Origin of the sequence: Marinisporobacter balticus (assembly GCF_004345705.1) — a bacterium.
GTDB lineage: Bacteria > Bacillota > Clostridia > Peptostreptococcales > Thermotaleaceae > Marinisporobacter > Marinisporobacter balticus.
Map to the genome: position 1 here is coordinate 209,125 of NZ_SLWV01000003.1, position 12,544 is coordinate 221,668.

Annotated in this window: 21 protein-coding genes; all 21 read left to right on the top strand. The window is 29.3% G+C overall.

Going from position 1 to position 12,544, the window contains the following annotated elements:
• Positions 1-25 precede the first annotated feature (25 nt).
• Positions 26-946: a type IV pilus biogenesis protein PilM gene (gene pilM / locus EV214_RS04000; protein WP_165916214.1), complete on the top strand. Its 921-nt coding sequence runs from the start codon at positions 26-28 to the stop codon at positions 944-946.
• A gap of 17 nt (positions 947-963) precedes the next feature.
• On the top strand, positions 964-1,503 hold the full coding sequence (locus tag EV214_RS04005) for a PilN domain-containing protein (protein ID WP_132242937.1): 540 nt from the start codon (positions 964-966) through the stop codon (positions 1,501-1,503).
• Complete coding sequence (locus EV214_RS04010; RefSeq protein ID WP_132242939.1) at positions 1,490-2,095, top strand: hypothetical protein; 606 nt, start codon at positions 1,490-1,492, stop codon at positions 2,093-2,095. The genes EV214_RS04005 and EV214_RS04010 overlap by 14 nt, the downstream gene beginning before the upstream one ends.
• A gap of 25 nt (positions 2,096-2,120) precedes the next feature.
• Positions 2,121-2,564, top strand: coding sequence for a type II secretion system protein (locus EV214_RS04015; protein WP_165916215.1), 444 nt, complete (start codon positions 2,121-2,123; stop codon positions 2,562-2,564).
• 17 nt (positions 2,565-2,581) lie between these two features.
• Positions 2,582-3,025 (top strand): type II secretion system protein, encoded by a 444-nt coding sequence (locus EV214_RS04020; protein WP_165916216.1) that lies wholly within the window; start codon positions 2,582-2,584, stop codon positions 3,023-3,025.
• Positions 3,022-3,516: a prepilin-type N-terminal cleavage/methylation domain-containing protein gene (locus EV214_RS04025; RefSeq protein WP_132242945.1), complete on the top strand. Its 495-nt coding sequence runs from the start codon at positions 3,022-3,024 to the stop codon at positions 3,514-3,516. The genes EV214_RS04020 and EV214_RS04025 overlap by 4 nt, the downstream gene beginning before the upstream one ends.
• 42 nt (positions 3,517-3,558) lie before the next feature.
• Complete coding sequence (locus EV214_RS04030; RefSeq protein WP_132242947.1) at positions 3,559-4,164, top strand: hypothetical protein; 606 nt, start codon at positions 3,559-3,561, stop codon at positions 4,162-4,164.
• Positions 4,165-4,261: 97 nt separating this feature from the next.
• On the top strand, positions 4,262-4,819 hold the full coding sequence (gene efp, locus EV214_RS04035) for an elongation factor P (RefSeq protein ID WP_132242949.1): 558 nt from the start codon (positions 4,262-4,264) through the stop codon (positions 4,817-4,819).
• Positions 4,820-4,861: 42 nt separating this feature from the next.
• Positions 4,862-5,302, top strand: coding sequence for a CD1247 N-terminal domain-containing protein (locus tag EV214_RS04040; RefSeq protein ID WP_132242951.1), 441 nt, complete (start codon positions 4,862-4,864; stop codon positions 5,300-5,302).
• Between the two features lie 113 nt (positions 5,303-5,415).
• Positions 5,416-6,459, top strand: coding sequence for a stage III sporulation protein AA (gene spoIIIAA, locus EV214_RS04045; RefSeq protein WP_132242953.1), 1,044 nt, complete (start codon positions 5,416-5,418; stop codon positions 6,457-6,459).
• Positions 6,449-6,970: a stage III sporulation protein SpoIIIAB gene (gene spoIIIAB / locus EV214_RS04050; RefSeq protein ID WP_165916217.1), complete on the top strand. Its 522-nt coding sequence runs from the start codon at positions 6,449-6,451 to the stop codon at positions 6,968-6,970. Before spoIIIAA ends, spoIIIAB begins: the two co-directional genes overlap by 11 nt.
• Positions 6,971-7,001: 31 nt before the next feature.
• The gene (gene spoIIIAC, locus EV214_RS04055; protein ID WP_330571248.1) at positions 7,002-7,205 is read left to right on the top strand and encodes a stage III sporulation protein AC; all 204 of its coding nucleotides are present in this window, start codon (positions 7,002-7,004) and stop codon (positions 7,203-7,205) included.
• A 17-nt stretch (positions 7,206-7,222) separates the two neighbouring features.
• A complete protein-coding gene (gene spoIIIAD / locus EV214_RS04060; RefSeq protein ID WP_132242957.1) occupies positions 7,223-7,609 on the top strand; it encodes a stage III sporulation protein AD in 387 nt (128 codons plus the stop codon).
• A 12-nt stretch (positions 7,610-7,621) separates the two neighbouring features.
• A complete protein-coding gene (spoIIIAE, locus tag EV214_RS04065) occupies positions 7,622-8,806 on the top strand; it encodes a stage III sporulation protein AE (protein ID WP_243116545.1) in 1,185 nt (394 codons plus the stop codon).
• Between the two features lie 3 nt (positions 8,807-8,809).
• Complete coding sequence (gene spoIIIAF, locus EV214_RS04070) at positions 8,810-9,445, top strand: stage III sporulation protein AF (protein WP_132242959.1); 636 nt, start codon at positions 8,810-8,812, stop codon at positions 9,443-9,445.
• Between the two features lie 12 nt (positions 9,446-9,457).
• The gene (locus EV214_RS04075; RefSeq protein WP_132242961.1) at positions 9,458-10,039 is read left to right on the top strand and encodes a sporulation stage III protein AG; all 582 of its coding nucleotides are present in this window, start codon (positions 9,458-9,460) and stop codon (positions 10,037-10,039) included.
• 17 nt (positions 10,040-10,056) lie between these two features.
• Positions 10,057-10,752 (top strand): SpoIIIAH-like family protein, encoded by a 696-nt coding sequence (locus EV214_RS04080; protein ID WP_132242963.1) that lies wholly within the window; start codon positions 10,057-10,059, stop codon positions 10,750-10,752.
• An 83-nt stretch (positions 10,753-10,835) separates the two neighbouring features.
• Positions 10,836-11,225 (top strand): Asp23/Gls24 family envelope stress response protein, encoded by a 390-nt coding sequence (locus EV214_RS04085; protein ID WP_330571249.1) that lies wholly within the window; start codon positions 10,836-10,838, stop codon positions 11,223-11,225.
• Between the two features lie 71 nt (positions 11,226-11,296).
• Positions 11,297-11,833, top strand: coding sequence for an alkaline shock response membrane anchor protein AmaP (amaP, locus tag EV214_RS04090; protein WP_132242967.1), 537 nt, complete (start codon positions 11,297-11,299; stop codon positions 11,831-11,833).
• An 18-nt stretch (positions 11,834-11,851) separates the two neighbouring features.
• Positions 11,852-12,079 carry a DUF2273 domain-containing protein gene (locus EV214_RS04095; protein ID WP_132242969.1) on the top strand — a complete coding sequence of 76 codons (228 nt, stop codon included), beginning with the start codon at positions 11,852-11,854 and terminating at the stop codon, positions 12,077-12,079.
• Between the two features lie 67 nt (positions 12,080-12,146).
• Positions 12,147-12,542, top strand: a complete 396-nt coding sequence (gene nusB / locus EV214_RS04100; RefSeq protein ID WP_132242971.1) for a transcription antitermination factor NusB — start codon at positions 12,147-12,149, stop codon at positions 12,540-12,542.
• The last annotated feature ends 2 nt before the right edge of the window (positions 12,543-12,544 follow it).

Sequence of the window (12,544 nt, forward strand, 5' to 3'; positions counted from 1 at the left end):
GTATATTTTGAGGAGGTAGTAGATAGTGTTTCCTAAAAATACTTTATCTATAGATATAGATACACATTGCATTAAAATTATCGTTGGTAAATGCAAAAACAATTTAGTTTTTATTGAGGATGCTGTTATATTATCTACGCCAGAAGGTTCTTTTGCTAATGGGCAAATAGCAGATATTGAAAAAATAATAAATAGAATTAAACCTTTTTTAAGGAATAGAAATTTTTGGGGGAAGGGTGTTGTTTTTTCGTTTGAAAGTAGATCAATAATAGAACGTGAAGTATTTTTACCGTATGTGAAAGGAAAAAAAATTGATAAAATGATTTTCTATGAAATCAAAGAGTATTTTCCAATGAGCTTAGAAAAATATATTATTCAATATAAGAGAATAGAAGATATCTATAAAGGCGATGAAAAGGTATCTAGATTTTTAGTATCCGTATTACCTAAAAAGATTGTAGAAAATTATTTACTACTATCAAAACAATTAAATTTAAGACCCAGATGTTTGGATAGCCACACAGGATCAATTGGGAATATTTTTAGTAAAAATATAGAAATTAATGATAAGTGCATTAAAAACGAAACTATAGCAATTATAGATTTAGGGGATGAAAATATCTATATAAATATTTGGGAGCATGGCGTATATCAATTCAGTAAGCTGATAGAAATCCTAGGCAAAGATATAGAAAAACATGATGAATGGATAGATGAACTTATGCGTGTTTTAGATTATTACAGTAGTAAAAAAGTAGTTGGTGAGATTGATAAAATCTATCTTATAGGTAAATATGCGCATGCTGACAAAATGAAGCAATACCTCAAGACTACTTTTCATATACCTGTTTGCTCAATTGAAAAAGTGAGCAACGTAAAAATAAATGTGAAAGATCATTTTGACTTGAGCTTGTATTTTAGTGCAATTGGAGCAATTATTAAGTAATAAGCAGGTGCATAACAATGAATAAAGTCAACTTTTTTGAACCGTATTTAAAAAGAAAATATAACAAACTTATGCTATACGTAATAGAATCTATAGTTGCTATTCTTTTGATTATTTCATTAGTGAATGCATGGTGTATAAGTACAATGGAGAAAGAAGTGGTTTCTGTAAGTCATAGAATGAGTAGTCTTCAAAAAAATATGAATGTGCAAGAGAACCATCGAAAGTTGAAACAAGTGAATGGAATATTGAGAAATTTGAAAAACACAGAAGCGCTGATAAGAGAAAAAGATATTATAAATGATTGTTTAATTTATGCAATTTGTAATTGCGTTCCGAAAAATTTATGCTTCCAATCTATAAATATTGTACCTGGAAAAGTAAAAATACAGGGTATAGCAAAAGATACATTGTCAATTGCTCAGTTTAAATACACTTTAGAAGAGAATGTGTATTTTCAAGATATATTTATTCCTTACATTTGTGAAAGTCAAGAAGGATATACCTTTACTGTAATGTTTGACATTAAGGATGTGCAAAAGGATGCAACGAAATAAAAAAATAATTATTTTTGTTTTTATGATTATAATGCTTGGGTTTGGTTATGTAGATTTAATCATCAAGCCACAAGTATGTAGAAAAGAGGCACTAAAAGAAAATATAAAAGCATGTCAAATAAATGTAGCTCAAAGCGAAGAACTCTCATTCTATGAAAATAGAATCAATGAGGAAAATAAGAAGGTAAGTGCTGAAGTAGCATATATAAAAAATAAATTTTTCAAATCCATAAAACAGGAGGATATTATTATATTATTAACGGAAATGCTAAAGGACTCAGATTTCAAAGTACCATCCATCAGTTTTTCTAAAGTGAGAAGGGAAGGGAGCCTAAATATAATAAATGTTACACTACCTTTTGAAGGAAGCTATAAGGGCGTGATAACATTTTTAAAGAAAATTAGAGAATATAAAAGAAAAATCATTATAAGTAGTCTACATATCGAAATCATAGAAAATAAAAATTTGCATGGAAATATTATGTTAGATTTTTATGGTTTGTTAGAGAAGGATGAGAATAATGAATTTATAAAAAAATCGAATAGGGATGCAGCGTCTAAAGCAAATCCGTTTGAGTGTTTTGATGAATGATATTGATATATTAGGAGGAGCTTTGTTGATTAAAAATAAGAAAGGATTTACTTTAATAGAAATACTATTGGTTATATCTCTTTTTAGTATATTTTCATTAATATCTGTATCTATAAATAAAAAAATTTATGATGAAGTATTGTTGGAAACAACTGCTAATGAAGTGAAAAGTGGCATATTGTTAGCACAACAATTAAGTAGGGACCAGGGTTGTTATTATGATTTTGATATAATAAATCATAACTGTGTTATGCAGGTAAGGGAAGCAAAAAATGGAGGGAAAGTAATATTCGAAAATAAATTAAAACCACAAATTAAAGTCATACCTTCTGATTTTCGAAAAATTGTATATGATATGAATGGAATAACCGTATACCATGAATTTTATCTAACCAATCAAAGCAATAAAAAAATTAAAATTCAAACAATGATAGGTACAGGAAGCGTTAAAGTTTCAAAAATGTATTAGTTAGGATGAAACATACTATGAAAAGGAGTAGAAATGAAAATGGATTTACTTTGGTAGAAATACTCATAGCAGTTGCAATATTACAACTTATGGTTATGAGTACTTCAACAGCTTTATTGCAACTAAACAAAATCCATAAAAAAACTACAAAGATATATGAGATGAACAAAATAGCCCAAAGCTATATGGAAGAGATTAAATGCTTGAATGTAACAATTGATAATAAAATATATGGGATCGAAGAACTTTTGGATAAAGAAATAAAATGTTTGAAGAGCAATTATGAAATTAATATAAAGGTTCATAAGGAAATAAATCAAGAAATTTATAGCGCTGTTTTAGAAATACGAGATGAGTATGATGAAACGTGCATATTGACTAGTTACATCAATGGCGGCAAAGCGCCCTATTATGATGCTTATAATGAACTGACCATCGAAGATGAGGAGCTTATACATTGAAAAAATGGAATAATAAAAGAGGATTTACTTTTATTGAAGTTTTTCTATCCATTACATTATTTTCAATTATTATGGGTGCTTTTCTTACTCACTTTTTATTTTTTGTGAAAACATGCAGTAAGGACACGAAGATATTAGGGATAACACAAGAACTTCGTTGTGCTTCAAATTATATAGAAAATACGATTAGAATGTGTAATTATAAAAAAATCATTTACAATGATAAGCAAAAAAGATTTACAGGAGAAGATCGCAACGCAAATAAGGTCTATATTGATTTGAGTGGAAAAATACAATATGAACAAAATACGCTGATCTATTTTTATGAAGATAAAAGAGAATTAAGAATCAATAAAAGAGGAGAGCATAATATTTTAGTTGAGCATATAAAAGAAATAACTGTAAGCGAAATAATTGAAAACAAACTAATAGAGATAGAAGTATTTGGGGATCAGGAGAAGTCTGTAAAAACAACGATAAAAATAAATTAAGTGTAAGGGAAAGTAAAATATCTGTATACTAGGATGAAAAAGATGAGAAAATATTTAAAAGACGAAGGGTCTATTGTAATCAGCAGTTTTATCATAAGTAGTGTGTTGATTGTTCTTATTCTTTCAACGGTTACATTATTTATCAATGATTTTTATATAGTAAAATCAAATGAAAACAGTATAAAAGCATATTATTTAGCAGAATCTGGAGCAAATAAAGCATTATCAGAAATTTATAAAGAAATGAATCAAGTGATTTTTAAGTATTTAAAGGAATTAAAAGAATATAAAATAGCGTATGTTCAAAATATCAATAAAGAGGAGGCTATGAAAAAATATATGCCTCCAACATTAGAAATGTACCTTCAAAGAGAGTTTTTATTAAAAGTGGATACTTTTGATGAAGTTGTCAATCAACCGTTTATGAATTATTCGTATAAACATTCCTACAATATAAAAGTAAACTATGACGCTTTATATGAAAGTATTGATATTTTAAGTATAGGTATATATAATGATGCTAAAAAATCTATATATGCGAAAGTGAACCTTCCTGTTATGTATCAAGAGGGTGTAGATGGATATAATCTTCCTAAAATAAAGGTTATTTTACCGAATTTTGAAATTCGTCCTCAAACATTCAGATAAAATTTCTACTCAAAAGGAAAAAAATATGTTATTATAGGACTATGCCTAGAGTTGTTCATATAAAAAAGTATTATAAATTACATATGGAGGGATATAAATGATTTCTGCAAGTGATTTTAGAAAAGGTATGACGTTTGAAATAAATGGAGAACCTTTTGTTATTATTGATTTTCAACATGTTAAACCGGGTAAAGGCGCTGCTTTTGTAAGAACAAAATATAAAAGCATATTAACAGGCTCTACACGTGAAGAAGCGTTTAACCCAAATGATAAATTTCCAAAAGCACATATTGAAACAAAACAAATGCAATATTTATACATTGATGGAGATTTATATTATTTTATGGACAACGAGACATATGATCAAATCCCATTGACAAAAGATCAAATTGAAGAAGCAATAAAATATTTAAAAGAGAATGATACGGCAACTGTAAAATTTTTCAAAGGAAAAGCCTTCCAAGTTGATCCGCCAAACTTTGTTGAATTACAGATTTCTTACACAGAACCAGGTGTAAAGGGTGCTACTGCTACAAATGTAACAAAACCCGCTACATTAGAAACTGGCGCAATAGTAAATGTTCCTATTTTTATTAATGAAGGGGATAAAATAAAAATTGATACAAGAACAGGTGAGTATTTGTCTAGAGCTTAGGCAATAATATTAAGGTAAATATAAAAAAGGAGGCGTTATATTTTGAATTATCTTTACGAAAGAGTTGCCTATTTAAGAGGATTAGCAGAAGGAATGGAAATAGGAGAAGAATCAAAAGAAGGAAAACTTCTACTAAACATGCTTGATGTATTAGAAGATTTTGCGGATTCTATGAGTGAATTACATGAAGACGTTGAAGATTTAGATGAGTATGTAGAGACAATAGACGAAGATTTGGCAGTTGTAGAAGATGAAGTGTTCGAAGAAATGGAAGATGAAGATTTTGATGAAGAGGATATAGACTTTGCAGAAGTAGAATGTCCTAACTGTGGTGAAATTATATATCTTGATGAAGAATTAATGAATGGAAAAAATGACGAAACAGAGTTAATCTGTCCTAGTTGTCATGAAACAATATATGTGGAAGAAGATACTTGTGACAACGAAAATGGTTGTTGTTGCGGGGAGCATCATCACGAATAAAAAAAGAACTTGATACGAAAATGTATCAAGTTCTTTTTTTATTTGGTTAAAATCAAAAATTAAGCATAATATTTGTTGTTTAGAAATATTAATGATATAAAGGGGGACATGTTATGGAGGGATTAAAAGATAAAAACTTTAAAAATAAAGATTGCTATCAAAATTGTTTGAAAAAGGACATACTCGAAGCGCTTCCTTTAAATCTTAGAGAACTATTTATTCATCTACCGTCAGAACAAACAAAAGATATGGAAGAAATACGACTAAGGGTAAATAAACCGCTCATGATTAGTTGTAGGAATAGGGAATATTTTATAAGTAACAAAGGTAAAATTGTAACCAATTTATCAGAAAGCTATATGATTACAAAACTTGATATAGAAAAAGCCTATCAATTAATTACAGATTATTCAATTTATGCTTTAGAAGAAGAAATTCGTAGTGGATTTATTACCTTAAAAGGGGGTCATAGAGTTGGTATATGCGGAACAACCGTATTAGAGAGACATGAAATAAAAACCATTAAAAATATATCAGGATTAAATATTAGAATTTCAAAAGAAAAATTAGGTGTTTCAAATAAGGTTATGCAATATTTAGTGGAAGAGGGTACGTTTCAAAATACGTTAATTGTATCTCCACCACAATGTGGAAAGACTACTTTATTACGAGATATTATAAGAAATTTAAGCAATGGTATGAAAAAACCAAATTTTTTAGGATTTAAAGTTGGGGTAGTAGATGAAAGATCAGAAATTTGTGGCATGTATCAAGGAATTCCTCAAAATGATGTGGGAATAAAAACAGATATATTAAATGCTTGTCCGAAAGCAGAAGGAATGATGATGCTTATTCGTTCTATGTCTCCACAAATTATTGCAACGGATGAAATCGGTAAAGCAGAAGATGTTTATGCAATGGAAGAAGCTTTAAATGCTGGTATTAAGTTGATTACAACAGTACATGGGAGAAACTTAGAAGAAATAAAGAGAAGAAAGAATTTGAATGATTTGTTAAAACAAGGGGTGTTTGATAGAATTATCATTTTATCGAATGATCCGAAGGTAGGTACCATTAAGCAGATTTTCCATGGAAAAACAAACAAAATAATAACAGCGGATCCTCTACAAGATAGGAGGAATGAAATTGTTTGCTAAGACAATATTTTCTATAATCATTATTTTATCAACAGCTACCATCGGTTATGTTTTTGCATATGGATATGTACAGCGATTGCATCAATTAAAAAATCTATATCTTTCGTTTCAATTATTAGAAACAGAGATTATTTATGCATCTAATCCACTGCCAATTGCTATGAAAAAAGTAGGGGAAAGGAGTCATAAAACAATCAGAAAAATATTTACGGATGTATATGATATCCTTCATAGCAAAATGGGATACAGCATTGAGGAAGTATGGAATACAGCAATTAATAATCATTTTAAACAGACCTCTTTAAATATGGAAGACAAAGAAATATTATTAGATTTTGGAAAAAGTTTAGGATTTGCGGATAAAGAAAATCAAATAAAGAATTTTAAACTCATCTATTTACAATTAGAAAAGCAACAACAAATAGCAGAAGGGCTAAGAATGAAAAATGAAAAGATGTGTAAAAGCTTAGGGATTTTAGTAGGTATCGGGATTGTTATTGTATTTATATAAAAAATTTATTTTAGGACAAGGAGGAAGGCATATGCATATCAGCGTAGATATAATTTTTAAAATTGCAGCCATAGGGATATTGGTATCTGTACTAAATCTCGTTTTAAAACATTCAGGAAGAGAAGAACAAGCTATGATGACAACGCTTGTGGGCATCGTTGTTGTGCTATTTATGGTGATTCAAATGATTAGTGAGTTATTTGCAACTGTAAAAACAATGTTCCAATTATATTAGATAAAGGTGTGATAAAGATGGAAATATTTAAGATTGTTGGACTAGGTATTATCGCAACGATTTTAACAGTCGTCCTTAAAAATCATAGACCTGAAATATCTATACAAATTAGTGTTGTAACAGGGATTATTATATTTATCTTGATTGTGAGTAAATTAACTTCAGTTTTAGAAGTACTAAACTTATTTTCAAAAAAAATAAATGTTGATTTGGTATATATATCGACTATTTTTAAAATAGTGGGTATTGCATATGTGTCAGAATTTGGGGCACAGATATGTCGTGATGCAGGAGAAGGTGCAATTGCTTCAAAAATTGAATTTGCAGGAAAGATACTTATTATGGTACTTGCAATACCTATTTTACTTGCATTATTTAACTTAATTGTACAATTAATGCCATAGGATGTGAATAAAATGAGGCGATTATTAATGGTCATGATGCTATTATTTTTTATAAGTACGAATAGTATATATGCACTAGACCAAGAGCGGGAAGTTACGAATATAAGTGATGAATTGATTATCAAGCAGTTAGACAATATTGACATGAATGCATTAGAAAAAACGATTAAAGCGATTAATGAAGATACAAGGGGGTATTTTCCTAAAATTAATATAAAGAATATGATTTTTTCTTTATTAAAAGGAGAAGAAACTTTTACACTAAAAGATACATTAAATGGGATATTTAAATATATCTTTAAAGAAACTGTAGCAAACACAGGTTTATTAGCAAAATTAATTGTTTTATCAATACTATGTGCGTTTTTAACAAATTTATCAGGTGCTTTTGAAAGTGATTCAGTTGGAAAATTAGCCTATACGGCATGCTATCTAGTAGTAATTGCTATTGCTATTAAGAGTTTTTCTATTGCTACTAAAATTGGCATAGATGCAATCAATGACATGGTGTCATTTATGCAAGCATTATTGCCATTATTATTAACATTTTTAATGTCTATGGGCGCAGTAACCACAACAGCAATGTTTCAGCCCGTGATTATTGCATCTGTAAGTGTTATTAGCGCATTGATGAAAGATATGATTATGCCAATTATATTTTTTTCGGCTATTCTATCGATTGTAAACCATCTATCTTCAAAAGTACAGGTTTCAAGGCTCGCATCTTTACTCAAACAAGTATGTATTGTACTTATAGGATTTACTTTAACCATCTTTACAGGGATTATTACTATTCAAGGCGTTGCCACATCTACAAGTGATGGTGTTGCCATTAGAACTGCTAGATTTGCCGTGGACCGATTTATTCCTGTTATAGGAGGATTTGTATCAGAAGCATTCGATACGATTATGGGTTGTTCATTACTTTTGAAAAATGCTACTGGAGCCATTGGATTAATTGTTATTACTATTATTGTACTCCTACCTCTCTTGAAAATATTATCATTAATATTCATTTACAAAATTACTTCCGTATTAATAGAACCTATTGCAGAGAGTCCATTAACAAGTTGTTTGAATGATATGAGCAATGCTATGGTCTTAATATTTGGAACGGTGTTGTCAGTAGCAATTATGTTTTTTCTGGCTGTAACGATGATTGTAGGCGCGGGAAACATAACACTTATGATGAGGTAGGTGATGGGTATGATTGCTTTTATGAGAAGTTGGATACTAAATATTGTAACAGTGATCATTTTTATTCAGTTTTTAGAGTTGTTATTACCAAATAGTCATATGAAAAAATACATAAATATGGTCATAGGTCTTTTGGTTATGTTAGTCATTATCAACCCTATGTTAGCGCTTGTAAAAGGAGATGTGTGCATTGAAGAAGAAATATTTAAAACTTCTTCAGCTATTGATAAAAAAACTTTATCATTTGATATAGATCAATTTGAAGGAATACAAGAAAAACAAATGATTGCCCTGTACAAAGAAAAAATTAAAAAACATGTGAAGCAACAAATAGAATATAACAATAAAGTAGATGTTTTAAGTGTCCAATGTGAAATTGAAGAAAGCAAAGATAGCAAAACTTTTGGCAATATAAAATATTTAGATATAAAATTGTCAGGCTTTGTAAATGATCAGACAGCGGACAAGGATATTGAACCTGTTTCAAATATTGTGATTCAAATTAATAAAGGGCAAAAACAAGAAAATACAAATAAAAAAAATGATGAAAATAAACCAATGATAAAACAAATTAAAGAAAATTTATCAAGTTTTTATGAACTCGATATAGAAAATATTTGTGTAAATATGCATAAATAAAGGAGGTAAAAAATGAAAGTTTTTGATAAGTTTAAGGAATATATACATAACAGTGGTTATAAAAAAATAGCATACAATCTTTTAGCTATTGTTATTATATGTACAATTGCTTTAATTGGATGGGATACTTTTTCGCTGACCCTATTAGAAGAAAGTACAACGAGTAAAGAAACGAGTGATTCTACCCAAGAGGATGCTTGGAAAGGTAATTATCAAGACAGTGCAGAAGTCCAGTTAGAAAAAATACTTGGGGAAATAAAAGGGGTTGGGGAAGTAGATGTAATGATCACTTATGAATCAAGTACAGAAGTAGTACCGGCTTTAAATGTAACAAAATCAAGCCAATTGACAGAAGAAAAGGATGCGCAGGGAGGTTCTAGATCAACGACACAGGATGATTCAAGTCAAAATGTGGTTATGACAAATCAAAATGATCAATTAATCATTATCAAAGAAATAAAACCACAAATAAGAGGTGTAGTCGTTGTAGCACAAGGAGCTTGGGACATAAAAGTGAAAACAGAACTGATAGAAGCTGTACGAACAATTTTTCAAATACCGACAATAAAAATAATGGTATATGAAAAAAAATAATTAGGGAGGAATAACCTATGTTTAAAGTAAAAAGAAGAAATATTCTTGTGATCTCTTTAGTATGTGTACTTTGTTCTATTGGCTATTTGAATTATGCTATGAATAAGTATGTTTCCTTAGAAACATCCAATGAATTTGAAAAGTATGAAGAAAATAAACTTTCAGAGCTCACTTCAAAAAATGAAAATAGAGAAGTAGATGAAATAGTAAGTGGCGAAATAGACCAATCTGCATATGTAGAATATAGTGATGATACACAAGTGGTGGAAGTTATAGATAGTAGTGATAGTCAGATAGAAGATATTATTACTGAAACAAGCAAAACGATAAATCAAAGCATAACGAATAATCAAAGCATAAAAAGAACAAATTATTTTATAGAATCAAGAATGAACATGAATGCAGAAAGAGAGAAAATGATTGTATTACTAAATGAAATTATTAATAATGATCGAACGGATGAAAGCAATCGAAAAGCTGCAAATGATGAAAAAATGGAATTAATAGATATCATGAATAAAGAAAAAATAATAGAAAATCTGATAAAAGCCAAGGGATTTGAAGAAACTATTGTTTTTATTACGGATCATTCTGTGAATGTAATATTAGAAATTGAAAAACTAACAGATGCAGATGTGGCGAAAGTACTAGATATCGTTATGAGAGAGACGAAATTTTCAACGGATAATATAAAAATATTAAATAAATTTTAGATAGAATTGTAAATTGTCAAGGGTTTTGATATAATGTTCTTTAGATAAAAGCTATTTTTACATAAGAGCAGGAGGTATATTTGGTGAATAATAATGTAGATGTTGTTGAGCATGGGCAAATAAAAATTGCTGATGAAGTTGTGGGTGTTATTGCGGGTCTAGCAGCTACTGAAGTTTCAGGTGTAGCAGGTATGAGTGGTGGTATTGCTGGCGGCATAGCAGAAATGTTGGGGAGAAAGAATCTATCAAAAGGTGTCAAAGTAGAAGTTGGAGAAAAAGAAGCGGCTGTAGATCTTTATGTTATTGTAGAATATGGTGCAAAAATACCTGATGTAGCATGGAAAATTCAAGAAAGTGTGAAAAAAGCAATTGAGACCATGACAGGACTTAATGTAGTGGAAGTAAATATACATGTCCAAGGTGTAAATATGGAAAAAGAAGAAAAAGATGAAAATCCTTTAAGAGTAAAATAATCATTTATTTAAACTAACCCTCTGAATTTTCAGAGGGTTAGTTTAAATATTTTTGAGAAAGGAGTTTTTTTATGAAATTAGTTGATAGAATTTTCCTTTGGATGTACAGTTTTTTTATTGGAATAATATCTTTTCTATTTATACTTGTACCCATAAATGGCAAAGTATATGCGTGGACAAGCTTCTATTTTGAAAAATATAGGATGAATGCACAAAATATTGTTATTCCTGTGTTATTTTTTATTGTGAGCATGCGATTTATTTTTTCTGGAATAAAGAAGCAGCCTGTTAAATCTAATTCCGTCATAAAGCATACTGAATATGGGGAAGTAAAAATTTCTATGGAAGCTATTGAAGGGATGGCGCATAAATCAGCAAAAGTCGTACATGGACTAAAAGATATTAAAGCTATTGCGCATCAAGAAAATGATGGGGTCGTTATTCATATAAAATCATTTGCATTTAGTGATATAAATATTCCTGAAATAGCTACAATCATTCAGAAAAAAGTAAAAGAACATATTGAACAATCTACAGGCGTTTTTGTGAAAGAAGTGAAAGTAACGATTGATAATATTGTATTAGCAAGCAAAAAAAGAGTAGAATAAATGTAGAGGAGTATCATTATGAATAGAGAGAAGATATTTGATATTGTTTTAAACAATTATGGGAAAATTACAGGTGTTCTTTTAGGTTTAATTTTTAGCGTGTTGATGATCGAGATTGGCATTATAAAAACAATATTCATATCTTTATGTATTTACATAGGATACTTTTTTGGTAGTAAGATTGATAAAAAAGAAAACATACAAGAATTCTTAGATAGAATGCTGCCACTAGGGAAATATAAGTAAATTTTACATAATTGTATGCAGATGAAGCAGAATATAAGAAAAAGCATATATAATTAGGAGGCACTTTATGAATAGAAAATTAGCACGTGAAATGGGAATGAAATTAATTTTTCAAATGGATATTCAAAACGATTTTTCGGATGCAATGATAGAGCGATTTTTAGGAGAATTACCTGAAGATGACCAAGCTTTTTATATTAAAAAGTTAACAGAAAATTTTATTGAAAATATGGAGCAAGTAGATAAACTAATTGAAGAACATTCAAAGGGCTGGAAATTAAACAGGATTGGAAAGGTAGACCTGACGATCTTAAGGGTGGCAATTACTGAAATCTATTATATAGAGGATATTCCTGAAATTGTTTCAATTAATGAAGCAGTTGAAATGACGAAAACATTTAGCACTGAGGAATCAAGTAAGTTTATCAATGGCGTTTTAGGAAGTATCCTAGAAAAGAAGTGAGT